This is a genomic window from Amycolatopsis cynarae, assembly GCF_026802195.1.
GTDB lineage: Bacteria > Actinomycetota > Actinomycetes > Mycobacteriales > Pseudonocardiaceae > Amycolatopsis_E > Amycolatopsis_E rhizosphaerae.
The window spans coordinates 1,870,872-1,897,561 of record NZ_CP113836.1; the positions used below are offsets into that span (position 1 = coordinate 1,870,872).

The following is a 26,690-nucleotide window of genomic DNA, read 5'->3' on the forward strand; positions in this document are numbered from 1 at the left end:
CTTCATACCTTGGTGGGCTCAAAGGGGTGTCGGGCTGCGGCTAGTCGGGTTTCTGGCGAGTATCGGTGCTGCAACGGTCCATACCACCATCTCACCGCCGCGCGGATCTCAAGGGTGTGGGCCTGTCCCGGTCGTGCCGCCCTGCCGGTCGTGTGATGGAGGAGTACCCATGCGTCCTGCCCGTTTGGCGATCTTGTTTCGCCTGATGGCCGTGCTCATCTCGGCGGTGCTGCCGGCGTTCGGCGTGAGCGGGCCCGCCACGGCCGCCCAGCCTTCTGGGCGATCGCCTGCCCAAGGCGGTTCGCGCCACGCAGCGTTGCAGGCCGCGTTGGGTTGGGCCGTCACGTCACTGGGTTCTCCCGGCGCACTGGCGGGAGTCTTGGAGGACGGGCGGTCGACCGCCCTGTCGGCCGGGGTCGCGGACGTGGCGACCGGCCGCCGCACCGACCCGGACATGCATTTCCGGATCGGCAGTATCACCAAGATGTTCGTCGCGACCGTCGTGTTGCAGTTGGTGGGGGAGCGTCGTCTGCAGTTGAGTGACACGGTCGAGCAATGGCTGCCCAAGGTCGTGAACGGGAACGGAAACCAGGGCTCCCGGATCACCGTGGAGATGCTGCTCAACCACACCAGCGGCCTGTACAACTACACCGATGAAAAATTCATGAAGCAGGTCTTGGATCATCCGCACCGGACCTACAAGCCGATCGAACTGGTCGGCTACGCGCTCGCGCACCCGCCGTATTTTCCGCCCGGGACGTCGTATGCCTACTCCAATACGAACTACATTCTGCTGGGCATGATCATCGAAAGGGTGACCCGCCGCGCCTATGCCGCCGAGATCAGGGACCGGATCCTGCAACCGCTGGGACTGCGCGACACGTTCGTGCCGGAGGTGTCGGACGTTCTTCCTCCTCCGTTCATGCACGGCTACTCCATGACTCCGCAAGGTAAGACCGACGTCACCGAATTCAATCCGTCCTGGGCGGGGTCGGCCGCGGGCATGATTTCGACTGTCGGCGACCTGGACCGCTTCGAGGCGGCACTGCTCGGCGGAACTCTGCTGCAATCCGGACTTCTGAACACGATGCTCACACCCACTCCGCTGCTGGATATCAAGACCGGAGTCGGGAGATACCGCTACGGGTTGGGCATCGCCATCACGACCTTGTCGTGTGGTGTCGAGGTGTATGGGCACATCGGCGAGGTCCCCGGCTCGATCAGCAACCTCTACGGCACCCGTGGCGGCAGCCACGTGCTGGCCAGCAACCTCAACGGCGGATGGCTGCTGGACGCGCCGTTCGCCGAAGTGACGAACAACATCGAGTTCTGCCCGGACACAACGCTCACCGGAACCCATAGCGGCCGGCTCACCGTCACCCGCCCCACGGTGCTGGCGCCCGGTGCGCAGGTCGGCGGCCCCATCGTCATCACCGGCCAGAACGGGCTGCTCGCCGCGGGAGCCACGATTGCGGGTCCGATCCGCGCCAGCGGCGGCAGGGGTATGGAGTTGTGCGACACCACTGTCGCCGGCGCCACCACCGTGTCGGGCATGAACGGACCGATCACCGTCGACGGGCCCGTGTCCGCATGCCCGCCCTCCGTTCTGCAGGGCCCGGTCGTGCTCAGCGGAAACACCGGCTGGATCGGCATCAACGGGGCCAGGATCGACGGTTCGCTCCGCGTCACTGGCAACACCACGATCCAGAAAACGACCTCGGCGCCAAGTGAAACCGCTATCCAGGCCAACTCGATCAACGGCAGCCTGGTCTGTGCGGGCAACACGCCGCCGCCAAGCAACAACGGCCAACCCAACACCGTCCGGGGAGCACACGTTGGACAATGCGCCGCTCTGTAGCGCTTTCAGGCGCTCAGTCGGAAGAGGTGAGTGAGCGAGACCGCGTGCGCAGGTAGTCGCGTTCCCGCTGGTTCTTGGTGAGCCCCGCGGCGGCCTCGAAGGACTGCCTGGCCTCGGCCGCGCGTCCGAGCCGGGCGAGCAGGTCACCGCGGATGGCGTGGAACAGGTGGTAGCGGTCGAGATGGAGCCCGTCCACGAGGCGCAGTGCCGCGCCAGGGCCGTCGACCTCGGCCACCGCCACCGCCCGGTTGAGTGCGACGACCGGGCTCGGGTCGAGTTGTGTCAACTGGTCGTAGAGCGCGAGGACCTGGTGCCAGTCGGTGACCGGGTCGGTGTGCACGGCATTGATAGCGGCGAGGAGCTGGTAGCGGCCCGGGTGGTTGCGGCGCAGGCAGGCGCGCACGAGGGCGCGGCCTTCCGCGACGAGGCAGGTGTCCCATCGCGAGCGGTCCTGGTCGGCGAGCCGGACGAACGCACCGTTGGCGTCGGTCCGCGCAGCCCGCCGTGCTTCGGTGAGCAGCATCAGGGCGAGTAGTCCCGTTGCCTCCGGCTCGTCGGGCATCAGCTCGACGAGCACCCGCGCGAGTCGAACGGACTCGGCACACAGGTCGGCGCGCACCAGTTCGGCCCCTGCGGTCGCGGTGTGGCCCTCGTTGAAGATCAGGTAGAGCACCGCGAGCACCGCGTCGAGACGTTCGGGCAGGTCGGCCTGGTGCGGGAGCCGGTAGGGGATACGGGCGTGGCGGATCTTCGCCTTCGCCCGGACGATCCGCTGCGCCATGGTGGCCTCGGGGACGAGGAAGGCGCGGGCGATTTCGGGTGTGGTCAGCCCGCCGAGCAGGCGCAGCGTGAGCGCCACCTGCGTGGGACGGGCGAGCGCCGGGTGGCAGCAGGTGAACAGCAGCCGCAGCCGGTCGTCGGGCACGGCGCCCTCCTGGACGGGCTCGGCCGGGGCGTGCAGGACCGCCGCCTCGGCGTGCTTGTGCGCGCGGGCCGACTCGCGGCGCAGCTGATCGATGGCGCGGTTGCGGGCGGTGGTGATGATCCAGCCTGCGGGGCTGGGTGGCGCGCCTTCGTCCGGCCAGCGTTGCAGTGCGGTCGTGAACGCGTCGGCGACCGCCTCCTCGGCCAGACCGATGTCGCCCAGCAGGCGGACAAGGACGGCGACGGCCCTGCCGTACTCGGCGCGAAAAACCGCCGCGATCCCCTCCGGCGTCATCCCGTCAGTACGGCGCTATGTCCTGAAACGGGCGCAGCTCGATCGGCAGCGTCGTCGCTGCCGCGGCCTTGCGCCCCCAGGCGAGCGCCGCGTCCAGGTCCGGCGCATCGACGACGTAGAGGCCGCCGATGTGCTCCTTGCCCTCGAGGTAGGGGCCATCGGTGATCATGCCCTCGGGCCGGACGACCGTCGCGGTGTCCGGGGGATGCAGCGCGCCGGTGAACACCCACGAGCCGCTCTCACGCAGTTCCTCGTTGAGCCGGTGCAGGTCGGCCGCGATGCGAGCCAGGGTTTCGGCGTCGGGCCTGCCGCCGTCGGGCTGGTAGATGGAAAGCAGGTACTTCGGCACGGTCCGCTCCTTCACCGGCGGGTGTAGCGGGCGATGATGACGCCCATGGTGGTCGTCACGCTACGGGCGAGCTCGAACCGGGTCCACGGGGCGGGGCCTTCGAACAGCAGCGAACCGCTGCCCAGGGTCAGCGGGTGGATCAGCAGTGTGTACCGGTCGACGAGACCGGCGGCGTGCAGGGCGCGGACCAGCGACGCGCTGCCGATGACGGACAGATCCCCGTCCGACCGGGCCTTCAGCTCGCCCACCGTCGCGACCGCGTCGCCGCGCAGCAGCACCGAGTTCTGCCAGGCGTCCACGTCTTTCAGAGCCCGCGAGACGACGTACTTGGTGGCCGCGTTCAGGTGTGCGCTGAACGGGTTGTCCGCGGTCGCCCGTCCCCAGCTGGTGAGGAAGTCCTGCCAGGTGCGGCGGCCGAGCAGCATGGCGCCCGGCGCACTCATACCCGCTCCCATCTCCCGGGCCATCACCTCGTCCCAATAACCCTGCCCCCAGCCGCCGTGCGGGAAACCACCGCGGGTGTCCTCATCCACCCGTCCCGGACCCTGCACCACACCATCGAGCGTGACGCTCATCGTCACCGTGATCGAACCCATCGAGTGCTCCCTGGGGTTTCGCGGGCCGCCCGCCGCGAGCCCGTCACCCCTACACGAACGACGACCCGCGGAATCGACACCGCCGCCGAGCCGAAGACATCGCGGGCGGCTCAAGGACCGGGGTCCTACGCACGCACCGTCCGGAGTGCCGTTTCGACACGGGTGGCGAGGTCCAGTACGGCGGCGGAGCGGAGCGTCCAGCCGAGGGTGGTGGCGCGGTGCAGGGTGCGCACGAGCAGGACCGGGCCCTGGGGAAGCGGCTCGATCGCCAGCAGCCGCTCCACTGCCCAGGTTCGGTCGTAGGTGACGCCTGGGGTGCTGATGCTTTGCTTCCGTTGCCCGGCCGTGGTGGCGGCCAGCGCGTTGGCGCTTTTCACCAGTTCCGCGTCCGCGTTCAGGCGGTCCGCGACCACGGAGTCCCCTTCGAAGGGAGTGGGACCGGAGCCGCTGGGCGTACCCAAGGCGACCCGGACCGGGGCCGGCAGACTCAAGGGCACCGCATAGAGCAAGGTGCCCAGCCCGAGGGCGCGACGGATCGCCGTGCGCCCGTTCATGATCGCGGCGCGGAGTTCGAAGGGCCGCGGCGTTTGGGCGTCGATGTAGACGAAGCAGTGCGTCGGCGCCGGCATGCCGCTGAACCGCTCGCGCGGCGGCAGCAGGCTCCCGGCCGGAACGCCGGTGCTGGCGGCCGAAAGGGTCATGGCCGCGGGTGCGGAGGCGAGGCCGAGCTCGTTCCCGAGGGTCCGGGCGATGTCGGCGCTCACCTCCTCCTCGTCGGCGTGTCGGCCGGTCCACAGAGCGGCAGGCATCTTGGTCTCGCCTTCTTGGTCGGTCCGTCTCGCTTTCTCAGGCGTGCCCTGCGGTCTTCTGCAGGTCGTCGAGTCGCGTCAGCGCGGCCTGGAGTTCGGTCTGGAAGCGCCCCGGTCGCAGGTGCGCGAGCTGGCGCCAGCTGTCGGCCGCCGCCCGGGCCTGGGCGAGTGCCTCCGGCCGCTGTCCCCGGGCCTCCAGCGAGTCCCGCTCGGAGTCGAACCGTTGTGCCTGACGCAGCAACGTCTGCGAGCGGTCTTCGACCGGCGCCGGCGCCGCCGCCTCCGCCCGGGCGACCTTCCGTTTCCGGACCGTGATGCTGAGCCAGCTCACGAAAGCGACCAGCGCGCCGACGATGATCGGCCTGAGCACCATGTGCAAGAGGTCCATGAATTTCCCCATCCACTCGTGGTGGCGTGGCGCCACCGGAGGCTGTCCTCGCAGACGTTATTCACGGCGGATGAGTTTTTGATGACACGCTTGCCGGTGCCGCGGCGCCGCGCCGATCGGGGGATGCCGTCACATGCCGGGCTCGTGGGATCGGGGTTGCACGTGCGGGCTGGTGGCCGTCCAGCCGGCGAGGAGTTCGAGGGCTCGACGTGACGGTGATCCGGCTTCGGTGGTGTAGACGTAGAGGGTGGTGTCGGGGTCGCCGGGCAGGGTGAGGGTTTCGTATTCGACGGTGAGATCGCCGACCAGGGGGTGGCGCAGCCGTTTCGAACCGTGGGTGCGCTGGTGGACCCGGTGCTGCTCCCACCAGTGGTCGAACTCGCGGCTGTTGTGGCGCAGTTCGGCGACGAGGGCGGCAGTGGCCTGGTCGCCCGGGTCGCGGCCGACCTCGAACCGGAGGCTCTCGACCGCGGCGCGGGCCTGATCGTGCCAGTCGGCGAACAGCGATCGGGCGTCTTCGCCGAGGAACATCCAGCGGGCGTAGTTGCGTTGCGCCGCCGGAAGCCGGTCGAAGTCGGTGAACAGTACTTTGGCCATCCGGTTGGCGGCCAGAACGTCGGTGCGGCGCCCGAGGATGAGGGCGGGCTCGCCGTCAAGGGCGTCGAGGAGCTGGTAGAGCCCGGGACGCACCCGCTGGACGTCGCGGGCTCGCCGGGGGACAGGTGCCGAGGTCAGTCCGATGAGGTCTTCGAGATGGGCACGTCCCGCGGCGTCGAGTCCGAGCGCGCGGCCGATCGCCTCGACCACGGCGGCGGAGGGGGTGATGCGACGGCCTTGTTCGAGGCGGGCGTAGTAGTCGGTGGACACTCCGGCCAGCCGTGCGACTTCCTCACGGCGCAGGCCGGGCACGCGGCGCACCCGTCCATCGGGTGGCAGCCCTGCTCGTGCCGGGTCGATCTGACTGCGCGCCCGCCGAAGGAAATCAGCGAGTTCACGGTTGGCCTTGGTTGTCACGGGATCGATTATCCCGAACCTTTTCCGGTCCAGGGTGGACCTGTGCGTCCTAGGTCGCGGAGTCGGCGGTCGCACAGGGCGCGAGATACGCCCCCACCACGAGTTTTGGCCGGCCAAGCTGAAAGCACGCCACCACGGAAACGGCCCGGCGGCGCATCACTGGAATCGTGAGTAAAGGACCATCATGAATTTCCCCACGGATCGACCTGCGACCTGGTTCGTGACCGGTGCTTCCCGCGGATTGGGGCTGGAGCTGGTCACGCAGTTGCTTCGTCGCGGTGACCACGTCGCCGCGACGACACGCTCCACCGAGCGGCTGCTGGCGGCCCTCGGCGACCGCATCGACACGTCCCGGCTGCTGCCGCTCAGGGTCGACCTGCGGGACGAGGAGGAGGTGCGGCAGGCCGTCCGGCGGACCACCGAGCGATTCGGCGGCCTCGACGTGGTCGTCAACAATGCCGGTTACGGTTTCCTGGCCGCCGTCGAGGAGACCGGCGTCCGCGAGATCCGCGACATGCTCGACGTCCAGGTCATCGGCGTGTGGAACGTGTTGCGTGCCGCGCTGCCGATCCTGCGTGAGCAGAAGAGCGGTCACATCGTCAACGTGTCGTCGATCCTCGGGCTGACCGCCATGCCGGGCTGGGCGCTCTACTGCGCGGGCAAGTTCGCGCTGGAGGGCCTCAGCGAGGCGCTGGCGGGGGAGGTCGCCGACTTCGATGTCAAGGTCACCATCGTCGAGCCGGGCTACTTCCGCACCGACTTCCTCACCACCGACTCGCTCGCACTGCCCACGGCCACCACTGACGCCTACCCGGCTCTCCGCGAGATGACCGACAACCACCTGAAGCTGCAGGGCAGCCAGCTGGGTGACCCGGTCAAGGGCGCGGAGGCGATCATTCGCCGGGTCGCCAGCGGTGAGGGTCCGCTGCGCCAGTTGCTCGGTTCGGACGCACACTCCTACGCCACTGCCAAGGTCGACGCCCTGCGCGAGAACCTCGACGCCATCGCGCGGACCGCGAGCGCCACCGACTTCCCCACCGCCTGACCGCAGACCCTTCACGGCTCGCCCCGGCCCCGTCCGGGGCGTCTAGCCTGCGGGTGTGAGCGCGTGGCGTTTGCGGGTGATGAAGGGCCGCTCGAGCCAGCGGTAGCTCATCGCGGCGAGTGCCACGCTGGCCAGGACCACCGCCACGGCCAGCCCCAGCAACAGCATCATGCCCGGCTCGCCGGGCAGCAGCCGCTTGCCCAGCTCCAGCACCGGCCGGTGCCCGACGTAGACGCCGTAGGAGACCAGCCCGACCCAGGTCAGCGGCCGCCACGACAGCGACCGCGATCCGTCGAGCGCCCACAGCACGACGGCTCCGGTGAGCGCGGCGATCAGCGAGTATCCCCACACCCAGGCCAGCTGCCGGGGGAACGCGATCGGGAAGTGCAGATTGGCGGTGATCGGCCCCTGGCGCCGCAGGACCCCGATCAGCTCCGCCACGCAGACGACCGCCGTGAGCCCGCCGGTCGCCCACAGCAGCCGCACGGGCCGTCCGAGCCGTGCCCGTACCTCCGGCAGCGCGGTCAGCGCCCCGATGGCGAACGCGTCGAGGTACGTGGTGGGCAGTTCGTAGGTGGCGAGCACCAGCTGGTCGTGCCCGAACCCGTCCGCGGCCAGCACCAGGCCCGCCAGCACCCGGATCACCGGCCCGCCGACCGCGAGCGCGACGACCGTCCGCACGAACCATCGCCGTGTCAGCAGCAGGGCCAGCGCGGCCCACAACAGGTACAACTGCACCTCGACGCCCAGCGACCACAGGTGGTCGTACAGGTTGTTGTCCACGTAGCCCTGCGTCAGCGGGCGGAGGTCGTAGGTCCAGGTCCACAGGAACGGCAGGTCGGCCGCGAGGTGTTGCGGTCCGCGCCCGGAAAGCGCCAGCCCCGTCAGCGCCCCGCACGCGAGCAGGTACAGCGGCGCCAGCCGCAAAGCCCGGTTGCGCAGGAAGTTCCCCAGATCGGCCGCCCGGTCGCCGGTACGGCGTTCGAGCAGGATCCGGGTGATGAAGTGCCCGCTGAGCACGAAGAAGACCGGCACCCCGAGCCAGCCGAACGGCAGCACCCCGGTGTGGAAGGCGACCACGGCCAGCACCGCGAGTCCACGCAGCCCGTCCAAGGCAAGGGAATGTCCGGTGGGACGGGGTTTCGCGGCCGGCGGTGGGGACAGTTCGGGAACGGCAACCGTTTTACCGGACCTCGCTCGCCCCCCTGAGAGCGTCATGCTTGGGGTGATCGCCCCACTCGTCGCGGGCGTTACTGTGTAACGGGGCCGTGGCACCCGAAGCCGGGCTTCGGGTGCCGCGTTCACCCGGTCCGCACGAGCCGTGCGCGTTCAGAATCCGATGGCTTCGCGGAGCAACAGGACGGTGCCGCGTCCGGGCTGGTGTTCCGCGTTGAGGATGAGAAGCCGGTTGACGGCGCTGGGCCACCCGTAGGCTTCCCGGGTGCGAGCGCTTTCCAGCGGGAGGCAGTGGTCCTCGACGCGCCTCAGCGCGGTGTCCAGGTCGGGTACCACCTTCTGCGCCCCCACGACCCAGATCGCGCGGGCGGCGCCGCCGGAGTAGCTGGGTAGCTGGCTTCCGCTACCCGAGGCGACCACGAGGGAGCCGGTTTCGGTGACTGCGGCGACGCTTCCCACGACGACGTCGGGGCTGGCGAGCAGCCGCCGGATCTCGTCCAGTTGAGTGGCGCGGTCCATGGCCAGGGCCCGTGGCTTGACGGCCTGGTACCGTCCGCCGGCGTTGATGTCGTCGTCGATGCCGGACAGGCGGAGGGTCTCGCTGGCCCCGGTGAAGACGCTGGCACCCTCGGGGATCAGATCTTTGACGCGGGTACGCGCGGCGGCGGCGTCGTCGAGGATTTCTACGGTGAAACCGTGGGCGGTCAACGCGGTGGCCGCCCGCTCGAGGTGCTGCGCGGACGCCGGGTCGGCGAAGGGTGTTGCCGGGATTGGGGTGGTCATGATGTCTCCGAGCTTCCTGTTCACTGGGTGATGTGTTCGTCTCACCGGTTCGACAACACGGCCCCCCGGAATGTCAGGCGACGCACCGGCCTCACATTCCGGGGCGCTGTCTTGTCGAACCGGTGAGGGCAGAAGCGACCAAGGGAGCCGTCGGCACATGACCACACCATCCGGACCAGGGCACGTCCGGCCCGATGCGGGCCTGGACGCGATCATGAGCGAGCGGCGGCAGCTGATCAACATCGCCTACCGACTCCTGGGCACCCTGGCCGAGGCCGAGGACGCCGTCCAGGAGACCTATGCCCGCTGGTACGCCATGTCCGAGCAGCAGCGGGACGCCATCGTGTCCCCAGGCGCCTGGCTGACGACGGTTGTCAGCCGGATCTGCCTCAACGTGCTCGGCTCGGCCCGGGCCCGGCGAGAGACCTACGTGGGCGAATGGATCCCCGAGCCGCTACCCGAACAGTCGGAGTGGAGCACCGGGCGGCCGGGCGGCACCACGGCCGATCCGGCCGACCGGGTCACCCTGGACGAGTCGGTCAACCTGGCCTTCCTGGTCGTGCTCGAATCGATGACCCCGGCCGAACGCGTCGCGTTCATCCTCCACGACGTCTTCTGCCACTCCTTCGCCGAAGTGGCGGAGATCGTCGGCCGCACCCCGGCGGCATGTCGCCAGCTGGCGTCCTCGGCCCGCCGCCGCATCCGGGCCTCGCAGCCTCCCGCGACCCCGCCAGCCCAGCGCGCCGGTATCGTCAGGGACTTCAAGCAGGCATGGGAAGCCAAGGACATCGACGCCCTCGTCGGACTGCTCGACCCCGGCGCCACCGCGATCGCGGACAGCGGCGGCCTCGCCATGGCCTTCCTGCACCCCATCGAAGGCGGCGAGCAGATCGCGCACGCCTGGATCGAAATCGCCCGCCGGAGGCCCGGCGGCATGACGTTCCTGGAGCGTACGGTCAACGGTCAGCCCGGTCTGGTGGCTCAGCTCGACGGTGTCACCGTGACGGTGTACGCGTTCGACGTCGTCGGCGACCGGATCAAGCACATCTGGGTGGTGCGCAACCCCGAGAAGCTCCGTCTCTGGACGACGGGCTGACGCGCTGTCCGCGGCGCAGGCCGGGGGAGCCGGGTCGGTCGCGGCACCGACGGTGAGCAGCAGCGGCACGTATTGGTCGGCGATGGTGGGCGATCTCCACGCCGGGTGTTTCCGCCACGATCCAAAAGGACACCGAGAGCGTCTTCCGGGCATGAAGGGGTGACCGGCGGCAGCTATGGTTCCGGAGAGGCTCAGGCGGTGGTGGTGAGGGGTTCGGGTTCGTTGCGGTAGGTGCGACCGGCTGGTGTGGTGATCTCCAGGGCTCCGGTGTCGGTCATGCGGTGGTGCCAGCCGGGTTCGTCCTTGAGCCGGTGGTCTCTGCGGCAGAGGCCGCAGAGGTTGGCGTGGTGGGTGTTGCCGCCGTGGGCCCAGGGTTGGACGTGGTCGAGGTCGCAGGCCTGGACTGGTCGGTGACAGCCGGGTACGCGGCATTCCCGGTCTCGTACCTGCACGAGTTCTTTGGTGGCGGCGGATGGCCGGTAGCGGTGGCGCCCTACCTCGATGGGGGTGCCGGTCATGGGGTCGGTGATGACTCGCCGGATGGTGGCATTCGCGGCGATCTGGTGGGCCAGGTTTGCGGGGATGGGTCCGTGTCCGGCGAGGTTCGGCGGGTTCGTTGCGTAGCCCGGTCCAGGTCAGGAAGTCCAGGTATACGAAGACTTCCGCCCGCGGCGGCTCCACTGGCCGCGCGACGCCAAGGCACAGGTCGGAGAACACGTCCGCCCGCAGTTCGTCCAGGGTGCGTTCCTCACCCCGGCTCCGAAGCCGCCGCGCCACCCGGTCCACCCGGGTGTAGATGGTGGCGGCGATCTCGGCGGGGAGGTAGGCGTACAGGGTCGCCATGCCCTCGTCTTCGTGGCACAGCTGAATCTTGCGCCCCCGCTTGCGTTCCTCGCAGCGCCGCGTGTGTCCGTCGGGGTCGACGCGGGCGACGGTCCTGTTCACCAGGCGCCGTACTGAGGTCGCATCCCGCGTGGTGATCTTCCCGGCGACCTGGGCGTCGACTTCCCGGGCTTGGTCGTCGGTGAGGATCGAGGTTTGGTCGGCTACTTTCGACGCCCGATACGGATCCAGCGCACCCCGCTTCATCGCCTCAAAAGTCGCAGGCAACCGTTCCGCCAGATCCCGCGCCAGCGAGACCTGGCCCTCCGACTGGCGCGCACCGTAATGCAATTCGAGGGCGACCTCCTTCGCCACCGAATCGGAATCCCCCAACGCCGCCACCGCAGCCAGTTTCACCGCCTGACACGCGTTCGAACACGCCTCGGCCGCCGCGATCAGTGACAACACGTCATCCAGGTCGAGTGCGGTGATGCGGTCGTACAGTTCCGGATCGGGCCCGGAAAACCCCCAGTTTTCGGTCACGTCCCCATCGTATCCACGACACAACGCCAACAGCATCACACGATCAGTGGTTTTTCGAACGAGATTTCGTACAGTGGAAGAACTTGGTGAAGGCTAGGCGGCGAGCGTTCGTCGGCCTGATCTTCCAGCCCGCTCGACACCCAGATACGCCGGGATGCGGGCATCGGCCACTTCGACTACCTCGTGCTGTCGACGCTGTCGATGACCCGGAACGGACGATGCGGATGGGTGACCTGGCCACGCGGGCCGAGGCCTCGCTGTTCCGCCTGTCGCAGGTGGTTGTCAAACTCGAGAAGCGGGGCTGGGTGCGCCGAACCCGGACCCCGCGGATGGTCGCAATTCATCGCCAAAGCGCGACGGCGCATGGTGGACCTGGTCAATCGATCGGGGCTACTGGTGTTCGCCTCGCACGCCGATGAACTCCTGCTGGAGTTGTCCACCACGGCGATCTGGATGGACGAAGGCCGGATCCGGATGCGCGGCTCGGTGCGCGAGGTGCTCACCGCGTACAAGGGCCACGAGCCCGCCCTTTCTGGAGCGGGTTAGCACGTGAAAGCCGCCAGTCGGCGCCCGAGGTCGTCTACGCGTTCCGGCGGTTATTCCCGGTTCGGCGTCGACGGCTCACCATATACTTCACGCGCTATGGCATGCTCGCCGGAAATGCGAAGGAATGTGAACTGCTCTTCTCTGTTCTCTCGGGTGCTGCGCGGGAATGGGCAAGTCCGCTTGGAAAATCTGGTGGAGAAGGTGTTCCGTTCAAAGTCCTTCTTCTTGCCTATGAAGAGTCGATTGGCCTGCTGCTTGATGAGGTTTCCGTGTGACGACCTGAGGCGCCGGAAATGCCGCAGTGTGCAGGCGGCAACTGCCGAACGCCAGGAAGCGCGGGGGTCGCTAAGCGGGCGGCAGCGCGAGCCAGTCCTGCCAGGTGATGTCGCGGCCCAGGTACCGGGGCCGCTGGAAGGGCCAGTCGGCGGCGATCCACTGGGGCACCAGTGCGTCGAGCGCGCGCTCGACTTCGCCGCCGGCGAGGTCGTCCACCACCCACCAGGAGACCTCGCCGTCGGAGCCGGCGCGTTCGGGCGGGTCGATGTAGACGCAGCCGAACAGCGCCGTCTCCTCCTCGTCCAGTAGCGCGTAGTTGAACGACTGGTGTGCGGCTATCTCCCGCTCGTGCCGCAAGAGGTCGATGCGGTCCTCTTCACGGGTCATCGTCTCCTTGGGCCAGGACCAGGCCGGACCGAAGATCTCCCACAGGCGTTGTCGGGAGCCCATCACGGCGGGGTAGTCGAGTGCGGTGTCCGCCTCCCGGATCGGCCGCAGGTGCAGCGTGGTGCCGGGCACCGGAACAAAGACGGGGTGGGTGAAGTCCTCGGGGAGCCAACTCATGACCGCCGAGGCTACCGCCGTCCGGGCAGATCGCCCACCCCTTTCCGTCGGTGCGGCCGACCGTGCTTTTTGGACGTTCAGTTCTCTGCCGCCCGCAGCCACTTCCCGACCTGGCCCAGCACGTCGCCCTCGTAGTCCGTTTCCACCATGCGGCCGAGGTCGGCGATCGAAACCTCCCGCAGCGCGGCGCGCCATGCCTTGTCGGCGGCGTAGATGGTGCGTGCGATGGCGCGCGGTGCAGGCCTCGGGCAGGGGCCGATTCCCTACTCGATCGTGCGAGCCACCCAGTTCATGGAGTTCGTCCCGTCGGTGCTGGACCTCACGACCGACGGCGACGTCGTGCGCCTGCCGTCCACGCCGATCCAGTCGATCAGTTCCGCGGAGGTCGCCGCGGCGGTCGCCGAGCCCCGCTCCGGGGCACCCGCGAAATCGCGGGACCCGAGGTCTTCCCGCTCGACGAGTTGGGCCGCATCACGATCGACCCACCGCCTCCGCGGGGGCGTGGCTCGCCCCGACTCATTACCGCGATTGGCTGCGCTCCCGCTAACCGCCGTGAGGGTTCCGTTGCCTGAAGCGATTCGACCACGGGTACCGTGTCGGGCCGGGGGATGGAACAGGGCGGAGAGATGGGGCGGGACGATCTTGTAGGTGAGGTGCACCGCCTGGAAAGACACCCCCTGGACGAGTCGATCGGCCTGCTCGGGCTGCTGGTAGTCACGCCTGCGGGGGACGGGTCGAGGTATGCCCAACGCCTCAGGGGATTGATCGCCGCAGCGGTGGAGATCGCCCGGTCCGCCGACTTCGAGAGTGATGAAGTTTCGGGGGTCGGGCTTCCGTCGTGGTTCCTGGCGCTTTCCACCGGTGCGGCCGGGGACGTTCCGGGGGATGCGATGGGGAGCGCGGGAAAGCGAAGATACCTGGAAGTCAGGGACGATCGTTCCTGGAGTTCGGACGAGTGGATCTACTGCTTCGACCCGGATCTTCGGGCATGGTCCTGGTGGGACATCACTGTCGGCGACAACGGGAAGATCTGCGTTTGGGTCGACACGAAAGGTGAGGCCCATATTCCCTGTGAAGAGCTGTGGTGGGCGGTTTTCGCGGCGGGGGCGGCGAGTGTCGAGCGGTTGACGCTGGAATACGCCTCCGTGTGGGCGGAGCAGCCAGAGCCACCATGGCCGAAGTCGTCGCCATCGTAAGGCGGGACGCGCTCGGATGTCCCGGTGTAGAGTCGTGGCCGTGGAGCGGAGCAAACTCGGCGTCGGCATGCGCTTCCTTCTGGCGCTCGCGCTGTTTCTGCCCACGTTGTTCGTCGCGCTTCCCCTGGTTGGCGGCCTCAATCCACTGGGCCTCGCCACCGCGCTGACCGCATCCCTGGCGGTCGCCGTCCTCGCGATCACTGTGCACATCCGGGTCGAACCCGCCGCGGCCGTGATGCGAGTGCGCACGATCAGCCTGCGGGAACGCGCGCAGCTGTTCCTGCGTCTGCGTGATCCCGATGCACCCGGCCGCACCCGGTCACGAGCTCCGTCAACGGGCAGCGCGGCTGCCTGACCTTTCCTTTTGTCCTGAGTAAGGCAGTCGCTCCCGCCTGTCCATCTTCAAGCGACGGAGTGACTTTTCATGTTCGACTTTTTCCTGTACCCGGTTTCGGGCATCCTCTGGTTCTGGCACAAGGTTTTCGGCACGCTGTTGAATCCGGACACGGGCGTGGTGTGGGCGCTGGCCATCGTGTTCCTCGTCTTGACGCTGCGCCTGGCGCTGCTCAGGCCCGCGCTCGGTGCGCTACGGGCCGGGCGGCGCACGCAGGCGCTCGCCCCGCAAATGCAGAAGATCAGGGAGCGGTACGGCAAGGATCGCAGGCGCATGGCGCAGGAGATCCAGAAACTGCATGCCGACAACCATTCCAGCCCGTTCGCCGGGTGCCTGCCGATGATGATCCAGCTTCCGGTGTTCTTCTCGCTGTACTGGGTGCTCCGCGGTTTCACCCCGGCCGCCCAGTCGGACGGGGTGTTCGACCGCGGCGCCATCCGGTCCTTCCTGAACGCCGACCTGTTCGGCGCGAGGCTCGGCAGCTGGCTCTCGCAACCGGGCTCCGACCTGGCCGCCTACGGCACCGACCACTCTCACGTGATCGCGGTCGGCGTGCCGCTGATGCTGATCGCCGGTCTGGCCACGTTCCTGTCACTACGCGCGAACCTCGCGCGGCAGACCGCGGCGAACCCGCAAACCGCGAGGCTCAGCAGGGCGATGATGTACCTGGCCCCGGTCGGCATGCTGGTCTCGGGCTCGTTCTTCCCCGTGCCGATCGGATTGCTGTTGTACTTTCTGGTCAGCAACGTCTGGACCTTCGGCCAGCAACACGTCCTCACCCGGATCGTGGACCGGGAACTGCCCGGTGCTGGCCGCCGGTCTTGACCAGCGCGGTGACCCGCCAGCGCCGGTGGTGGTCCAGGCCGATCATGAGAAGGCTCGCCCACCTGAGGGCCTGTCGTGTGGATCACAGTGACGATCGCGGTCACGGAGGTTACATTCATCCACGCGACATACCCCCTGTGGGTATTAGGGAGAGTGGTGGAGATGAGTGCGATAGGGCACGCGCTGGCGCTGGCCGGATCGATGACCTGGGAGATCCTGTGGGCGCTGATCCTCGGGTTCCTGCTGTCCGCGGTGGTGCAGGCGGTGGTGCGCAAGTCCACGATCGTCCGGTTGATGGGCGACGACCGGCCGCGGACGCTCGCGGTGGCGTCGTTGCTGGGTGCCGCCTCGTCGTCCTGCTCCTACGCCGCGGTGGCGTTGGCCCGCTCGCTGTTCCGCAAGGGCGCGAATTTCACCGCCGCCATGGCGTTCGAGATCGGTTCCACCAACCTCGTGGTGGAACTGGGCATCATCATGGCGCTGCTGATGGGCTGGCAGTTCACCGCGGCCGAGTTCGTCGGCGGTCCGATCATGATCGTGCTGCTCGCCCTGCTGTTCCGGATCTTCGTCCGTAAGCGCCTGATCGAGAAGGCGCGCGAGCAGGCCGAGCGTGGTCTGGCCGGGTCGATGGAAGGCCACGCAGCGATGGACATGTCCGTGGCGGGCGAGGGCTCGTTCTGGCGGCGTCTGTTCTCGCCGCGCGGGTTCACCTCGGTGTCGCACGTGTTCGTCATGGAATGGGCGGCCATCCTGCGGGACCTGGTGATCGGCCTGCTCATCGCCGGGGCGATCGGGGCGTGGGTGCCGGAATCGTTCTGGCGCGCGTTCTTCTTCACCGACCACCCGGTCGTCTCCGCGCTGTGGGGACCGGTCGTCGGGCCGATCGTGGCGATCCTGTCGTTCGTCTGCTCGATCGGCAACGTCCCGCTGGCCGCCGTGCTGTGGAACGGCGGGATCAGTTTCGGCGGCGTGGTCGCGTTCATCTTCGCCGACCTGCTCATCCTGCCGATCCTCAACATCTACCGGAAGTACTACGGCACCCGGATGACCCTGGCGCTGCTGGGTACCTTCTACGCGGCGATGGTCGGCGCCGGATACCTCGTCGAGTTGCTCTTCGGCGCGACCGGCCTGATCCCGGCGCAGCGCTCGGCGATGGTGATGGCCGAGGGGATCTCGTGGAACTACACCACCTGGCTGAACATCGCCTTCCTGATCCTCGCCGCGGTCCTGCTCGTGAGGTTCTTCCGCAGCGGCGGCCGGGACATGCTGCGCATGATGGGCGGATCACCCGACGCCATGGCGAGCCACGAGCACGGCGGCCACGGTGGGCACGAGGCGCACGAGCACGGCGGCCACGAAACCCGTTCGAACCCGACAGTGCGGTGAGGCTGTTGCGCAGCAACAGTTTCGGGGTCGAGGACTCTACAATGACCTGTCGTAAGACGTGACAACTCCGCGAGGGTGATCGGTGGCGGCGGTCGCCCTCGCGGAGCGTTCGCGTCGCCGGTCTGTTCGTCGCCGTAAGCCGATGAGGGCGATCAGGCCGGCGGTGACCAGGAGTGCGGCTTGCAGGTCGAGCAACGGGTCAAGCCTCCAGGTACCGATGAGTGCTCCCGCGGCGAGTGTGCCGACGGTCTGAAATCCGGCCATGCCCGCGAAGGTCGTGGCGAGTACTCGGCCGGCGTACTCGGGGCGCACGCTTGTTTGCACCATGGTGAGCGCGCCCGAGGTGCAGAACACGGCCGGTGCCCCGACCGCGGCGAAGAGTGCAAGGTAGACCCAGTTGGCCGTGGTGAACTGCGGCAGGTTCCAGATCACGCCTGATACCAGTCCGAGCACGAGCGTGCCGGTGCCCATCAGCGTCGCCGGCGCGGCGCGACGGCCAAGGGTTGCGATCACCATGCCCGCGACGAGTCCGCCTATCGCCTGCACACCGCGCAGAAGCCCTACTTCGGCGTCGCCGCCGGCCAGCGGGCCGGTGATGAAGACGACGAACAGCACGAGGAACATGCCCTGGGCAAGCGATGCCAGTGCCAGCGTCATGCCCGTGATGCGCAGGCGCCGTTCCCGGCGGAATTCGGCGATGCCCTCGAGCCATGCGGTGAGCATGGGGTTCCGCCCGGGTGAGGGAGTGACCGGCCTGGTTGGAGTGGCGAAGCGCGGCAGGAGCAGCACGGTGGCCATCGACAGCGCGGCCAGGTAGCTGCCGACGACCCAGCCAAGACCACTGGTGCCGAGGACCAGGCCGCCGAGGGAACTGCCTGCCAGCCGGGAGATGCTGCTGTTGAAGCCCATCAGTCCGTTCGCCGCGGTGAGCCGTTCGTTGCCCACCAGCGTGGGTGTCAAGGCGTTGCGGGCCGGTTCGAACAGCGACGCCAGTGCCGACTGTGCGGCCATCACGAGGTAGATCAGCACCAGGCTGTGCCCGCCGTTGATCAGCAGTGGTGCCGCGATCACCACCTGGGCAAGGCAGACCCCCCACAGGATCCGTTGCCGATCCCACCGGTCGGCCAGCACTCCGGCCACCGGGCTGAGCAGGACCATCGGGAGGATCCCGGCCGCCATGGCCAGGGCGGTCGAGCCGGCCGATCCCGTCGCCTGGTAGACGAACACCGGCAGCGCGATCTGCAGCATCCATTCGCCGGTTTCCGCGAACACGCCCGCGGTCCACAATCGCACGAATGCCCGTTGCCCCAGCAAGTCCCTCATGAGCTGGGTTTTCCGTCCGCTTCGATGCGCAGGAACGCCCGCCAGCTCGCGTGCACCGGTCGGGCAGCCGCTGGTGCGCCGGTGCGGATCGTCGTGACGTAGGGGCGGAGCAACGCGTCGATGGCCGCGGTCAACTCCTCCAGTTCGGTCGGGGTGACCCGCAGCGAGTAGGTGTTCATCGCCGCGGCGTTGCGCCAGTCCGATTCGAGGTCGCCGACGGTGTCGACGAATCGTTGGGTCAGCGCCTGGTCGGTGGCGACGTTGGTGCCGAGCACGGCGAGTTGGGCGGCTTGGACGCTGGGGTCGGTGCCGAGTTCGTCGAAGTCCAGACCCACCTGGGTGGCCCGCCATGGTCGTTCCCGGCCATCGGTGGCATCGACCCGCTCGACCAGTCCCCACCCGGCGAGTTGCCGCAGGTGCCAACTGCAGTTCGACGCGGTGGAGTCGACCGCTACCGCGCATTCGCTGGCGGTCCGAGGTCCCACGGCCAGCAGGTAGTTCAGCAGTGCTGATCGCAGTGGATGGGCCAGTGCTCGCATCAGCTCGACGTCGCGGACACGCATCCGCGGTGGTAGCTCGGTCATCTCCACCCCAGCTCTGAAAGGATTCTTTCGAAAGACTTCTTTCAGAGTTGCACGCGAAGAGCAGTCGAGTCAACGGTCTCGGCGCCAGGAGGCGGAGGAGTCGTGTCCCGCCTATGGCTGGGCTGCGAGACTGGTGCCCGTCAGTTCTCCGTCGCCTCGACCCGGCGCCGGAGCAGGCAGAATTCGTTCCCCTCCGGGTCGGCCAGCACATGCCACGTCTCGGTGCCGGTCTGGCCGATGTCGATCTTGCGTGCCCCCGCGGCGAGCAGCCGCTCCAGTTCCGCGTCCTGATCGCGGTCGGTGGGGCTCACGTCGAGGTGCAGCGGCAGTTTCCCGCGTTTCGGCTCGGTGCTGCGGCTGAGCACCAGCACCGGCCGCGGCCCGCCGAAACCGGTTTCGGGCGGTCCGATCTCCAGGTCGTCGCCCTCCCAGCCGAGTTCGACGTAGCCGAGGACTTCGCACCAGAAGTCCGCCAGCCGTTGCGGATCGGCGCAGTCGATGACGAGTTCGGTGATCCTGCAGGCCATGCGCGCGACACTACCGCGTCGGGGCCGATCGCGGCTGGATCAAGTCCCAGCGATTGCCGTAGAGGTCTTCGAAGACGACCACGTCGCCGTAGGTTTCGTGCCGTGGTCGCTCGGTGAACCGCACACCGGCTTCGCTTAGGCGCTGGTGGTCGCGGGGAAGATCATCGGTGTACAGGAACAGGAACACCCGTCCGCCGGTCTGGTCGCCGACGCAGCGGGCTTGTGCCGGAGTGGCGGCGCGCGCGAGAAGGATGCCGGTCTCCCGTGCTCCGGGCGGGGCCACCACCACCCACCTCTTGTTCTCGTCGAGCGCGGTGTCCTCGATGAGGGTGAACCCGAGGACCTTGGTGTAGAAGGCGATTGCTTCGTCGTAGTCGTGCACGACGACGGAAACGAGACCGAGATGCTGCACGGCGCCATCATGCCGGTGATCGCCGGGTTCGCCCCGGGGACGGTGGACGAGCGGCACGCGGCGTCAGGCGGCGCGGATGCCCCGCCACACCAGGTCGACCAGTTCGGCGGTCTGGCGCGGCCAGTCGCCGTCCGGGTCGAGGTAGAGCAGGCCCACGAGGCTGCGCATCACCGTGTCGGCGCGCAGTCCTGGCCGCACCAAGCCCGCTTCGGCGTTCGCTCGCAGCAGTGCGTCCATCGCGCCCTGAATGGCCTGGACGGCACTGGCGGGCAGCGTCCCCCGCTGCGCCGTCACCGCGGCCAGTGCCTTCGCCAGGCCGCACTTGGTCATCATGTACGGCGCCAGGTGGTCCGTCGCCCAGGCCCGGAAGGCCTCGGCCGGGTCGGTGCGCTCCAGCAGTTCCGGCACGACGTCGACCAGGTGTCGCACCTCGCGCTCGTAGACGGCCAGGATGAGGTCCGCCGGGGTGGGGAAGTGCCGGTACACCGTGCCCACGCCGACCCCGGCCAGCTTCGCGATCGCGTTGAACGACACCTCGCCCGACGCGGTGAGGTTCTCCGCCGCGACGGCGAGGATGCGCTCGTGGTTGCGCCGGGTGTCGGCACGCCGTGGGCTGACCGAGCCCGCCGAACCCACCGTCATCGCCCCTCCTCGCCCTTCTCATGCTAGTCCGCTGACCTGGAGTAGCTCCGGGGGTACCGTTCGTTGCGAAGCGGATTGTAATCCGCTAACGTCGATTCCAGCGCTAGCGGATTAGTATCCGCTTCAGTTTGCCGGCCGAGCGGTCCGCCCAGGGCCGACTCCCACCGCAACCCATGCCGTCAGGGAAAGAGATCAGTGGACATCTCACTCGAAGTGAACGGGCGAACCGAACACCTGAGCGTCGACCCCGGGGTGACGCTGCTCGACGCGCTGCGCGAGCGACTCGGGGTCACCGGGCCCAAGAAGGGCTGTGACCGCGGCCAGTGCGGCGCGTGCACGGTGCACGTCGGCGGCAAGCCCGTGCTGTCGTGCCTCACGCTGGCCGCCACCGTGACCAAGCCGGTGACCACCGTGGAAGGACTGTCCACAGGGGACGAACTGCACCCCGTGCAGCAGGCCTTCGCCGATCAGGACGCGCTGCAGTGCGGGTTCTGCACGCCGGGGCAGATCATGTCCGCGGTGGCCGCCGTCGAGCAGGACGTCGAGGACGTCCGGGAGTTCATGTCGGGCAACCTCTGCCGCTGCTCGGCGTACCCGAACATCGTCAAGGCCGTCGAGCAGGCGAGGAGCGCCCATGCGGCCCTTTGAACTGACCGCCCCGGCGACCGTCGCCGACGCGCTGGAGGAGTCCGGCACCTTCCTGGCCGGCGGCACCACGCTCGTCGACCTCATGAAGCTGAACGTGCTGACGCCGCACCACGTGCTCGACATCAACGGGCTGCCGCTGCGCGGAATCGACACCGCGGACGGGCTGCGGATCGGCGCGCTCGAGCGGATGGCCGACATCGCCGCGCACCCCGGCGTGTACCCGGTGATCTCCCGTGCCCTGCTGCTCAGCGCCTCCCAGCAGATCCGCACCATGGCCAGCATCGGCGGCAATCTCCTGCAGCGCACGCGGTGCACGTACTTCCGGGACGTGACCATGCCGTGCAACCGGCGCGATCCGGGCAGCGGCTGCCCCGCGATCTCCGGCGCGAACCGGATGCACGCCGTGCTCGGCACGAGCGACTCGTGCGTCGCCACGCACGCCAGCGACCTGGCGGTCGCCCTCGTCGCGCTCGACGCCGAACTGCGGCTCGCCGGGCCCGAGGGCGAGCGCACCGTCAAGCTGACCGACTTCTACCGCCTTCCCGGCGACAGGCCCGAAGTCGAGCACGATCTGCGCCCCGGCGAGCTGATCACCGAGGTCATCGTGCCACGGCTGGACTGGGCCTCGCGCTCGACGTACGTGAAGGTGCGCGACCGCCAGTCGTACGAGTTCGCGCTCTGCTCGGCGGCGGTCGCGGTGGACGTGCGGGACGGGCTCGTCGCCGACGCCAGGGTGGCGGTCGGTGGGGTGGCCACCGTGCCCTGGCGCCTGGAGGCCGTCGAGGCGGCACTGCGCGGGAAGCCCGCGACGGAGGAGACTTTCACCGAGGCGGCGTCGATCGCCGCCGAAGGTGCGAAGCCGTTGGCGGACAACCGTTTCAAGTTGTCATTGCTGCCGCGGACGATCGTCCGCGCGCTGCTCGAAGTCACCGAGGGGAGCCGTTGATGCCCGCACGGCTGGACGCGCCGCTGAAGGTCACCGGTAGCGCGAAATACGCGGTGGACCACAACTTCCCGGACATGGTCTACGGCTATGTCGTGGTCAGCTCGATCGCGCACGGCGAGATCGAGCACATGGACGTCACCGCGGCGAAGGGCGCCCCGGGAGTGCTCGGGGTGTACTCGCCGTTCGACCCGCTGGCGCTGAGCGCGGCGATGTCGCCGTCGTTCGGCGAGACCTGGGTTCCCCTGCGCAGCACGAAAGTCAATTACGTCGGCCAGCCGATCGGGTTCGTCGTGGCGGAGACCTTCGAGCAGGCGCGGGACGCCGCCATGCTCGTCGAGGTCGGCTACCGGCAGCTCCCGGCACTGACGTCGCTGGCCGACGGGCTCGCCACCGCCGAGGCCGCGGTCCCCGCTCACCTGGACACCCCGCCGGAGATCACCGTGCTCGCGGACGGCGTCGACTCGATCGAGGACGCCCTGGCGGCCAGTCCCGTGGTCGTCGACGCGACCTACAGCACGGCGCCGCAGAACCACACCCCGATGGAGCCGCACTCGGCCGTCGCGGTGTGGGAGTCGGGCCGGCTCACCGTCTACAGTGGAAACCAGGGCTCCGATCTGCAGGCGAGGGAACTTGCCACGGCGCTGGATCTGGACCCGGCGGCGGTGCGCGCGGTGAATCCCTTCGTGGGCGGTGCGTTCGGTGGCAAGGCCAGGACCTCGGCCCCTGCCTTCCTGGCGGCCGCCGCGTCGCGGGCGCTCGGCAGGCCGGTGAAGGCGTCGCTGACCCGGGAGCAGGTGTTCACCGCGACGGCGGGCCGGGCGGCGACGGTGCAGCGGATCACGCTGGGCGCGGAGCGGGACGGCACGCTCGTCGCGCTGCGGCACGACTCGTGGAGTAGCACGGACATCGAGCGCTCGTTCATCGAGCCGACTTCGCACGGCACGTCCCGTGAGTGGTACGCCACGCCGAACCTGGCGATCAGCCAGAAGGTCGTGCCGCTGCACCTCCCGCCGCCCACGTTCATGCGGGCGCCGGGGGAGGCTCCCGGCTCGTTCGCGCTGGAGAGCGCGATGGACGAGCTGGCCGACGCACTCGGGATGGACCCGATCGAGCTGCGGCAGCGGAACAACTCGCTCGCGCCGCCCGGCAAGGACCTGCAGTGGTCGAGCAAGCACCTGGACGAGTGCTTCCGCATCGGCGCGGAGCGTTTCGGGTGGGCGGAGCGTTCGCCGCGCGGACGCACCGACGGGGACTGGCTCGTCGGCATGGGGGTGGCCGTGGCGATGTTCCCCGCCCTGCGGTTCCCCGCGTCGGTCAGGATCACGCTGAACGCGGACGACACCGCGGACGTCCAGACCAGCGGCGCGGACCCGGGAACCGGCCTGCTGACCGTGCTTTCCCTGGTGGGGGCCGAATCGCTGGACATCGCGGCCGAGCGGATCAAGCCCCGCCTCGGCGATTCGGCGCTGCCGGCCGGTGGCATGTCCGGGGGCTCCACCGCTACGGCCAGCGCGGGCACGGCGATCATGGCGGGTGCGGCGAAGGTCATCGACGAACTGCTCGCGGTGGCTTCGGCTCCGGGTGCCCCGTTCGCCGGGGAGGAGGTCGCCTACGCCGACGGCCGCGTCCACGGTGCTGGCCGCGCGATGACCTTCGGTGAGGTGCTGCGCGCGGTGGGACGGCCGAACCTCACAGCGGTCGGCTCGTCGGCGCCCGGCGAGGAGATGACGAAGCACTCGTTCAGCTCGTTCGGCGCACAGTTCGTCGAGGTCCGGGTGCACCGCCTGACGCGCGAGGCGCGGGTTTCGCGGATGCTCGGGGTCTTCGACGGCGGCCGGGTCATCAACGACCAGGCGGCGCGCAGCCAGCTCAAGGGCGGCATGATCTGGGGCGTGTCGGCGGCGCTGCACGAGGGTTTCGAAGTGGAATCCGGCGGCCGGTTCGCCAATGCCGATCTCGCGGGGTACCTGATCCCGGTGAACGCCGACATCCCGGACATCGACGTGCACTTCGTCGAGTACCCCGACACGTTGCACAACGACATCGGCGCGCGGGGCCTCGGCGAAATCGGCACGGTGGGCGTGGCGGCGGCGGTCGCCAACGCGATCTACAACGCCACCGGAATCCGGGTCCGCCACATCCCGATCAGGATCGAGGACCTGCTGGCCTGACCACGACGCCCGGCCGGGCTCCGGTGCCGGTTGGCTTCGGAGCCGGGCCGGGCAGCGAGGTCAGGGCCGGAACTCGGTGGCGTGTTCCTTCGCCCATTGCGTGAAGGTGCGTCCGGGGCGGCCGGTCAGCCGTTCGACGGTGTCGGCCACGACCATGGCCTCCTCGTGCACGCGGCCGTAGACCTGGAGAAGGAACTCGACCTTTTCCGCGTCGCCCAGTCCTTTGTCGCTGAGCGCCTTGAAGAGCAGCAGCCGCGGCGGCTTCCCCTCGGCGACCCATTCCCGGCGGGTCTGTTCCGGGGTGAGTTCCTCGAAAACGAGGTCGCGCCCGGTCGCCTCGCCGAGGATGCGGATCTTGTCGCGTGGGCTGAGTACCTCCGGCCCGGTGATCGGGTAGGTAGTGCCGGAATGGCCGTCGTGGATCAGCGCCACGGCCGCCACGGCGGCGATGTCGGCTTCGTGGACCGGGGCGCTTTTGCGGTCACCGAACGGCTCCCGGATCACGCCGGTGGTTCGTAGCCGCTCACCCCAGTCCGCCAGGGTGTTGCCCATGAATTCGATCGGCCGCAGCTGGGTCCACTCCAGTGGACTGGCCCGCACGGCGGGTTCCAAAGTGGACTCCGCCCAGCCGCCCAGCATCGTCACCTTGCGCACCCCGGCCCGCACCATCAGGTCGACGAGGCGTTCGCCGTTGCGCAGTGGCTGGTTGTCGCCGGTGAAATTGATCAGGTGGGCCGCGGTGACGCCGTCGAACGCGGCCGGCAACGTGGCGACATCGGAGAGGTCACCGGCGACGACCTCGACGGGGGCGGGCAGGTCGGCCGTTTCCGGCCGGCGGGTCAGTGCCCTCACCTGCTGTCCGGCGTCGAGCAACTGGCGGACGAGGTGGCGGCCGACGTTGCCGGTGGCTCCGGTGACCAGGACCGTCATGACTTGACTCCTTCGGATCGGATCGTGGTTGCTCTGCCCGGGGCGGTGCCGGAACGCGCCGCCATGGCTGCCCGTCAACCGGTCGGAGTCAGCACCAGGGTGGCGACGGCCAGTGGCAGGAAGAAACAGCTGCCCAGGAAGAACGTCGACGAGTAGTCGCCGACCCGGATGTGGGTGTAGGCGGCGCAGACGAAGAACAGGACGAGGCCGATCGCGGCTGCCGGGCCGACCCAGGGGACACCGAAAAGGCCGAGGGCGACGCCGAGCGCTCCGGCCGTTTTCAAGGTTCCGATCGGGAACACCAGCCACGACTCGGGCACGCCCGCGGTGGCGAGCGCCGGGCGCAGTGTCCGCATGATCGGCTCGAGCCGGGTGATGGCGGCGATGCCCGAGAACAGGTTGGCCGCGACGGTCAGGGTGGCGACGGCGACATAGGCGGCAGCCAAAGGGGACTCCGTAGTTCTCTCAACTGGGCAGTCGGCTCCGGGCGCCGAACCTTCTTCAATATGAAACTCATACTATCCGAGTGTCGTATCCGAGGCAAGATCCCGGCCATCCGGCGAACGGGGTGGGGAGCGCCTAGGTTGGTGGGGTGCGGGTCGAGCGGACGGAGTTGATCGCCAAGATCACCGGGCCGGGGTCGGTCAATCGAACCGACCGGCGGTTCGCCGTACACGGGACCGATCTTGGGATTCTCTGGGACGGCGGGGACGGGCGGGTGTTCGTGCTGTTCGGGGACACCTTCGGCGAGGGCTGGGGCGGGGATGGCGGTGGACCGGACAGTGCCGACTGGCGGTGCAACGTCCTCGCCTTCTCCCGTACCCGCGATCTGTCGCGGGGGCTGATCCTCGACGGCGTGGTTCCTCGTGCGGACGGCACCGCCGCCCAGGTCATCCCGCGGGACGGGCGACGCGATGAGGTCACCGTCATCCCGAATTCGGGCATCGCCGTCGAGGGCAGGCAGTACGTGCAGTACATGTCCGTGCGCGAGTGGGGTCCGCCGGGCTGGTGGCACACCAACTACGGGGGCATAGCCGTCTCCCGGGACGGTGGGGTGACGTGGGACAAACCGCGCGGAGCGCGCTGGGCCAACCGGGCGGAGCGGGACGACCCGTTCCAGATGGGTGCCTTTGCCCGCGACGGTGACCATGTCTACCTGTTCGGCACGACCAACGGACGGCATGGCGACGCCTACCTCGCCCGTGCCGAAATTCCGGACATCTTGGATGCTTCCGCCTACCAGTACTTCACGGGCCGCGGCTGGGTCCGTGACGAGTCCGCCGCGGTCCCGGTCCTGCCGGGCCCGGTCGGCGAGCTGTCCGTTGCCTACAGTGTCCACTGGGGACAATGGCTGGCCCTGCACCTGGACGATCCGGGCGGAGTGATCCTGCTGCACACCGCGGACCGCCTCGAAGGCCCGTGGTCGGCGGGGGAGGTGGCGGTGTCCGGCGCGCGGTTCCCCGGACTGTACGGCGGCTACCTTCACCCGTGGGCACTCGACGGCCCCGACATCTACTACCTGATGTCGCAATGGGGGCCGTACAACGTGTTTCTCCTGCGTTCGCGACTGACGCGCGATCGCTGACGTTCGCTCAGGCGGCCTCGACGCCGGCTTGGAGGTC

General features: G+C 68.9%; 29 protein-coding genes and 2 pseudogenes. 13 read left to right on the forward strand and 18 right to left on the reverse strand.

Annotated features, from left to right (window positions below):
* Window positions 1–169: 169 nt before the first annotated feature.
* Complete coding sequence (locus ORV05_RS09040) at window positions 170–1,858, forward strand: serine hydrolase domain-containing protein (RefSeq protein WP_268757993.1); 1,689 nt, start codon at window positions 170–172, stop codon at window positions 1,856–1,858.
* A 13-nt stretch (window positions 1,859–1,871) separates the two neighbouring features.
* Here the strand turns inward: ORV05_RS09040 and ORV05_RS09045 are convergent, their stop codons facing one another.
* The 6 genes from ORV05_RS09045 to ORV05_RS09070 all read right to left on the reverse strand — a co-directional run bounded on the left by ORV05_RS09045 (window position 1,872) and on the right by ORV05_RS09070 (window position 6,233).
* Complete coding sequence (locus ORV05_RS09045; protein ID WP_268757994.1) at window positions 1,872–3,077, reverse strand: RNA polymerase sigma factor; 1,206 nt, start codon at window positions 3,075–3,077, stop codon at window positions 1,872–1,874.
* Between the two features lie 4 nt (window positions 3,078–3,081).
* Window positions 3,082–3,426 (reverse strand): YciI family protein, encoded by a 345-nt coding sequence (locus ORV05_RS09050; protein WP_268757995.1) that lies wholly within the window; start codon window positions 3,424–3,426, stop codon window positions 3,082–3,084.
* Window positions 3,427–3,437: 11 nt separating this feature from the next.
* Window positions 3,438–4,022, reverse strand: coding sequence for a dihydrofolate reductase family protein (locus ORV05_RS09055; RefSeq protein WP_268757996.1), 585 nt, complete (start codon window positions 4,020–4,022; stop codon window positions 3,438–3,440).
* 125 nt (window positions 4,023–4,147) lie between these two features.
* The gene (locus ORV05_RS09060; RefSeq protein ID WP_268757997.1) at window positions 4,148–4,831 is read right to left on the reverse strand and encodes a hypothetical protein; all 684 of its coding nucleotides are present in this window, start codon (window positions 4,829–4,831) and stop codon (window positions 4,148–4,150) included.
* Window positions 4,832–4,868: 37 nt separating this feature from the next.
* A complete protein-coding gene (locus ORV05_RS09065) occupies window positions 4,869–5,219 on the reverse strand; it encodes a hypothetical protein (RefSeq protein WP_268757998.1) in 351 nt (116 codons plus the stop codon).
* A gap of 129 nt (window positions 5,220–5,348) precedes the next feature.
* Window positions 5,349–6,233 (reverse strand): helix-turn-helix domain-containing protein, encoded by an 885-nt coding sequence (locus ORV05_RS09070; protein WP_268757999.1) that lies wholly within the window; start codon window positions 6,231–6,233, stop codon window positions 5,349–5,351.
* Window positions 6,234–6,417: 184 nt separating this feature from the next.
* Here ORV05_RS09070 and ORV05_RS09075 point away from each other — a divergent pair, with 184 nt between their 5' ends.
* Window positions 6,418–7,278 (forward strand): SDR family oxidoreductase, encoded by an 861-nt coding sequence (locus ORV05_RS09075; protein WP_268758000.1) that lies wholly within the window; start codon window positions 6,418–6,420, stop codon window positions 7,276–7,278.
* 42 nt (window positions 7,279–7,320) lie between these two features.
* Here the strand turns inward: ORV05_RS09075 and ORV05_RS09080 are convergent, their stop codons facing one another.
* The gene (locus tag ORV05_RS09080) at window positions 7,321–8,391 is read right to left on the reverse strand and encodes an acyltransferase family protein (RefSeq protein ID WP_268758001.1); all 1,071 of its coding nucleotides are present in this window, start codon (window positions 8,389–8,391) and stop codon (window positions 7,321–7,323) included.
* Window positions 8,392–8,607: 216 nt separating this feature from the next.
* Window positions 8,608–9,237: an LUD domain-containing protein gene (locus tag ORV05_RS09085; RefSeq protein WP_268758002.1), complete on the reverse strand. Its 630-nt coding sequence runs from the start codon at window positions 9,235–9,237 to the stop codon at window positions 8,608–8,610.
* A gap of 157 nt (window positions 9,238–9,394) precedes the next feature.
* On the opposite strand from ORV05_RS09085, the gene sigJ reads away from it, so the two are divergent.
* Entirely contained in the window at window positions 9,395–10,333 is a 939-nt protein-coding gene (sigJ, locus tag ORV05_RS09090; protein WP_268758003.1) for an RNA polymerase sigma factor SigJ, read from the forward strand.
* Between the two features lie 191 nt (window positions 10,334–10,524).
* Here the strand turns inward: sigJ and ORV05_RS09095 are convergent, their stop codons facing one another.
* Window positions 10,525–10,851: an HNH endonuclease signature motif containing protein gene (locus tag ORV05_RS09095; protein WP_407652734.1), complete on the reverse strand. Its 327-nt coding sequence runs from the start codon at window positions 10,849–10,851 to the stop codon at window positions 10,525–10,527.
* 250 nt (window positions 10,852–11,101) lie between these two features.
* Window positions 11,102–11,734: pseudogene (locus ORV05_RS09100) on the reverse strand (DUF222 domain-containing protein); the annotation flags it as partial.
* Between the two features lie 303 nt (window positions 11,735–12,037).
* Here ORV05_RS09100 and ORV05_RS09105 point away from each other — a divergent pair.
* Both ORV05_RS09105 and ORV05_RS09110 read left to right on the forward strand, forming a co-directional pair.
* Window positions 12,038–12,244 (forward strand): annotated as a pseudogene (locus ORV05_RS09105) (ABC transporter ATP-binding protein); the annotation flags it as partial.
* Window positions 12,245–12,345: 101 nt separating this feature from the next.
* Window positions 12,346–12,519 carry a hypothetical protein gene (locus ORV05_RS09110; RefSeq protein ID WP_268758004.1) on the forward strand — a complete coding sequence of 58 codons (174 nt, stop codon included), beginning with the start codon at window positions 12,346–12,348 and terminating at the stop codon, window positions 12,517–12,519.
* Window positions 12,520–12,589: 70 nt separating this feature from the next.
* Here the strand turns inward: ORV05_RS09110 and ORV05_RS09115 are convergent, their stop codons facing one another.
* The gene (locus ORV05_RS09115) at window positions 12,590–13,084 is read right to left on the reverse strand and encodes a GNAT family N-acetyltransferase (RefSeq protein ID WP_268758005.1); all 495 of its coding nucleotides are present in this window, start codon (window positions 13,082–13,084) and stop codon (window positions 12,590–12,592) included.
* Between the two features lie 608 nt (window positions 13,085–13,692).
* Here ORV05_RS09115 and ORV05_RS09120 point away from each other — a divergent pair.
* The 4 genes from ORV05_RS09120 (at window position 13,693) to ORV05_RS09135 (ending at window position 16,885) form a co-directional block, all read left to right on the forward strand.
* On the forward strand, window positions 13,693–14,280 hold the full coding sequence (locus tag ORV05_RS09120; protein ID WP_268758006.1) for a hypothetical protein: 588 nt from the start codon (window positions 13,693–13,695) through the stop codon (window positions 14,278–14,280).
* Between the two features lie 40 nt (window positions 14,281–14,320).
* Window positions 14,321–14,635 carry a DUF6412 domain-containing protein gene (locus tag ORV05_RS09125; RefSeq protein WP_268758007.1) on the forward strand — a complete coding sequence of 105 codons (315 nt, stop codon included), beginning with the start codon at window positions 14,321–14,323 and terminating at the stop codon, window positions 14,633–14,635.
* Between the two features lie 69 nt (window positions 14,636–14,704).
* Window positions 14,705–15,499, forward strand: coding sequence for a membrane protein insertase YidC (yidC, locus tag ORV05_RS09130; protein ID WP_268758008.1), 795 nt, complete (start codon window positions 14,705–14,707; stop codon window positions 15,497–15,499).
* Window positions 15,500–15,661: 162 nt separating this feature from the next.
* Entirely contained in the window at window positions 15,662–16,885 is a 1,224-nt protein-coding gene (locus tag ORV05_RS09135) for a permease (RefSeq protein WP_268758009.1), read from the forward strand.
* A gap of 36 nt (window positions 16,886–16,921) precedes the next feature.
* Here ORV05_RS09135 and ORV05_RS09140 read toward each other — a convergent pair whose 3' ends face one another.
* The 5 genes from ORV05_RS09140 to ORV05_RS09160 form a co-directional block, all read right to left on the reverse strand.
* Window positions 16,922–18,208, reverse strand: coding sequence for an MFS transporter (locus tag ORV05_RS09140; RefSeq protein ID WP_268758010.1), 1,287 nt, complete (start codon window positions 18,206–18,208; stop codon window positions 16,922–16,924).
* Window positions 18,205–18,792 carry an ArsR/SmtB family transcription factor gene (locus ORV05_RS09145; RefSeq protein WP_268758011.1) on the reverse strand — a complete coding sequence of 196 codons (588 nt, stop codon included), beginning with the start codon at window positions 18,790–18,792 and terminating at the stop codon, window positions 18,205–18,207. Before ORV05_RS09145 ends, ORV05_RS09140 begins: the two co-directional genes overlap by 4 nt.
* A gap of 140 nt (window positions 18,793–18,932) precedes the next feature.
* Window positions 18,933–19,319, reverse strand: a complete 387-nt coding sequence (locus tag ORV05_RS09150) for a VOC family protein (RefSeq protein ID WP_268758012.1) — start codon at window positions 19,317–19,319, stop codon at window positions 18,933–18,935.
* 10 nt (window positions 19,320–19,329) lie between these two features.
* The gene (locus ORV05_RS09155; RefSeq protein ID WP_268758013.1) at window positions 19,330–19,731 is read right to left on the reverse strand and encodes a VOC family protein; all 402 of its coding nucleotides are present in this window, start codon (window positions 19,729–19,731) and stop codon (window positions 19,330–19,332) included.
* A 63-nt stretch (window positions 19,732–19,794) separates the two neighbouring features.
* Entirely contained in the window at window positions 19,795–20,373 is a 579-nt protein-coding gene (locus tag ORV05_RS09160; RefSeq protein WP_268758014.1) for a TetR/AcrR family transcriptional regulator, read from the reverse strand.
* Between the two features lie 195 nt (window positions 20,374–20,568).
* On the opposite strand from ORV05_RS09160, the gene ORV05_RS09165 reads away from it, so the two are divergent.
* The 3 genes from ORV05_RS09165 to ORV05_RS09175 are packed head-to-tail and all read left to right on the forward strand — an operon-like array spanning window position 20,569 to window position 24,138.
* Entirely contained in the window at window positions 20,569–21,021 is a 453-nt protein-coding gene (locus ORV05_RS09165) for a (2Fe-2S)-binding protein (RefSeq protein WP_268758015.1), read from the forward strand.
* Window positions 21,008–21,967 carry an FAD binding domain-containing protein gene (locus ORV05_RS09170; RefSeq protein WP_268758016.1) on the forward strand — a complete coding sequence of 320 codons (960 nt, stop codon included), beginning with the start codon at window positions 21,008–21,010 and terminating at the stop codon, window positions 21,965–21,967. The genes ORV05_RS09165 and ORV05_RS09170 overlap by 14 nt, the downstream gene beginning before the upstream one ends.
* Window positions 21,967–24,138, forward strand: a complete 2,172-nt coding sequence (locus tag ORV05_RS09175) for a xanthine dehydrogenase family protein molybdopterin-binding subunit (protein ID WP_268758017.1) — start codon at window positions 21,967–21,969, stop codon at window positions 24,136–24,138. The genes ORV05_RS09170 and ORV05_RS09175 overlap by 1 nt, the downstream gene beginning before the upstream one ends.
* A 60-nt stretch (window positions 24,139–24,198) precedes the next feature.
* Here the strand turns inward: ORV05_RS09175 and ORV05_RS09180 are convergent, their stop codons facing one another.
* Both ORV05_RS09180 and ORV05_RS09185 read right to left on the reverse strand, forming a co-directional pair.
* A complete protein-coding gene (locus ORV05_RS09180) occupies window positions 24,199–25,068 on the reverse strand; it encodes an SDR family oxidoreductase (RefSeq protein WP_268758018.1) in 870 nt (289 codons plus the stop codon).
* A 74-nt stretch (window positions 25,069–25,142) separates the two neighbouring features.
* Entirely contained in the window at window positions 25,143–25,514 is a 372-nt protein-coding gene (locus ORV05_RS09185) for a DoxX family protein (RefSeq protein WP_268758019.1), read from the reverse strand.
* A gap of 146 nt (window positions 25,515–25,660) precedes the next feature.
* Here ORV05_RS09185 and ORV05_RS09190 point away from each other — a divergent pair, with 146 nt between their 5' ends.
* Entirely contained in the window at window positions 25,661–26,653 is a 993-nt protein-coding gene (locus ORV05_RS09190; RefSeq protein ID WP_268758020.1) for a DUF4185 domain-containing protein, read from the forward strand.
* Window positions 26,654–26,690: the final 37 nt, after the last annotated feature.

Coding starts and splice junctions, on each gene's coding strand:
- ORV05_RS09040 (WP_268757993.1), top strand. CDS start 170: ATGCGTCCTGCCCGTTTGGCGATCTTGTTTCGCCTGATGGCCGTGCTC.
- ORV05_RS09045 (WP_268757994.1), bottom strand. CDS start 3,077: ATGACGCCGGAGGGGATCGCGGCGGTTTTTCGCGCCGAGTACGGCAGG.
- ORV05_RS09055 (WP_268757996.1), bottom strand. CDS start 4,022: ATGGGTTCGATCACGGTGACGATGAGCGTCACGCTCGATGGTGTGGTG.
- ORV05_RS09060 (WP_268757997.1), bottom strand. CDS start 4,831: ATGCCTGCCGCTCTGTGGACCGGCCGACACGCCGACGAGGAGGAGGTG.
- ORV05_RS09065 (WP_268757998.1), bottom strand. CDS start 5,219: ATGGACCTCTTGCACATGGTGCTCAGGCCGATCATCGTCGGCGCGCTG.
- ORV05_RS09075 (WP_268758000.1), top strand. CDS start 6,418: ATGAATTTCCCCACGGATCGACCTGCGACCTGGTTCGTGACCGGTGCT.
- ORV05_RS09085 (WP_268758002.1), bottom strand. CDS start 9,237: ATGACCACCCCAATCCCGGCAACACCCTTCGCCGACCCGGCGTCCGCG.
- sigJ (WP_268758003.1), top strand. CDS start 9,395: ATGACCACACCATCCGGACCAGGGCACGTCCGGCCCGATGCGGGCCTG.
- ORV05_RS09095 (WP_407652734.1), bottom strand. CDS start 10,851: ATGACCGGCACCCCCATCGAGGTAGGGCGCCACCGCTACCGGCCATCC.
- ORV05_RS09110 (WP_268758004.1), top strand. CDS start 12,346: ATGCTCGCCGGAAATGCGAAGGAATGTGAACTGCTCTTCTCTGTTCTC.
- ORV05_RS09115 (WP_268758005.1), bottom strand. CDS start 13,084: ATGAGTTGGCTCCCCGAGGACTTCACCCACCCCGTCTTTGTTCCGGTG.
- ORV05_RS09120 (WP_268758006.1), top strand. CDS start 13,693: ATGGAACAGGGCGGAGAGATGGGGCGGGACGATCTTGTAGGTGAGGTG.
- yidC (WP_268758008.1), top strand. CDS start 14,705: ATGTTCGACTTTTTCCTGTACCCGGTTTCGGGCATCCTCTGGTTCTGG.
- ORV05_RS09135 (WP_268758009.1), top strand. CDS start 15,662: ATGAGTGCGATAGGGCACGCGCTGGCGCTGGCCGGATCGATGACCTGG.
- ORV05_RS09140 (WP_268758010.1), bottom strand. CDS start 18,208: ATGAGGGACTTGCTGGGGCAACGGGCATTCGTGCGATTGTGGACCGCG.
- ORV05_RS09145 (WP_268758011.1), bottom strand. CDS start 18,792: ATGACCGAGCTACCACCGCGGATGCGTGTCCGCGACGTCGAGCTGATG.
- ORV05_RS09150 (WP_268758012.1), bottom strand. CDS start 19,319: ATGGCCTGCAGGATCACCGAACTCGTCATCGACTGCGCCGATCCGCAA.
- ORV05_RS09160 (WP_268758014.1), bottom strand. CDS start 20,373: ATGACGGTGGGTTCGGCGGGCTCGGTCAGCCCACGGCGTGCCGACACC.
- ORV05_RS09170 (WP_268758016.1), top strand. CDS start 21,008: ATGCGGCCCTTTGAACTGACCGCCCCGGCGACCGTCGCCGACGCGCTG.
- ORV05_RS09175 (WP_268758017.1), top strand. CDS start 21,967: ATGCCCGCACGGCTGGACGCGCCGCTGAAGGTCACCGGTAGCGCGAAA.
- ORV05_RS09180 (WP_268758018.1), bottom strand. CDS start 25,068: ATGACGGTCCTGGTCACCGGAGCCACCGGCAACGTCGGCCGCCACCTC.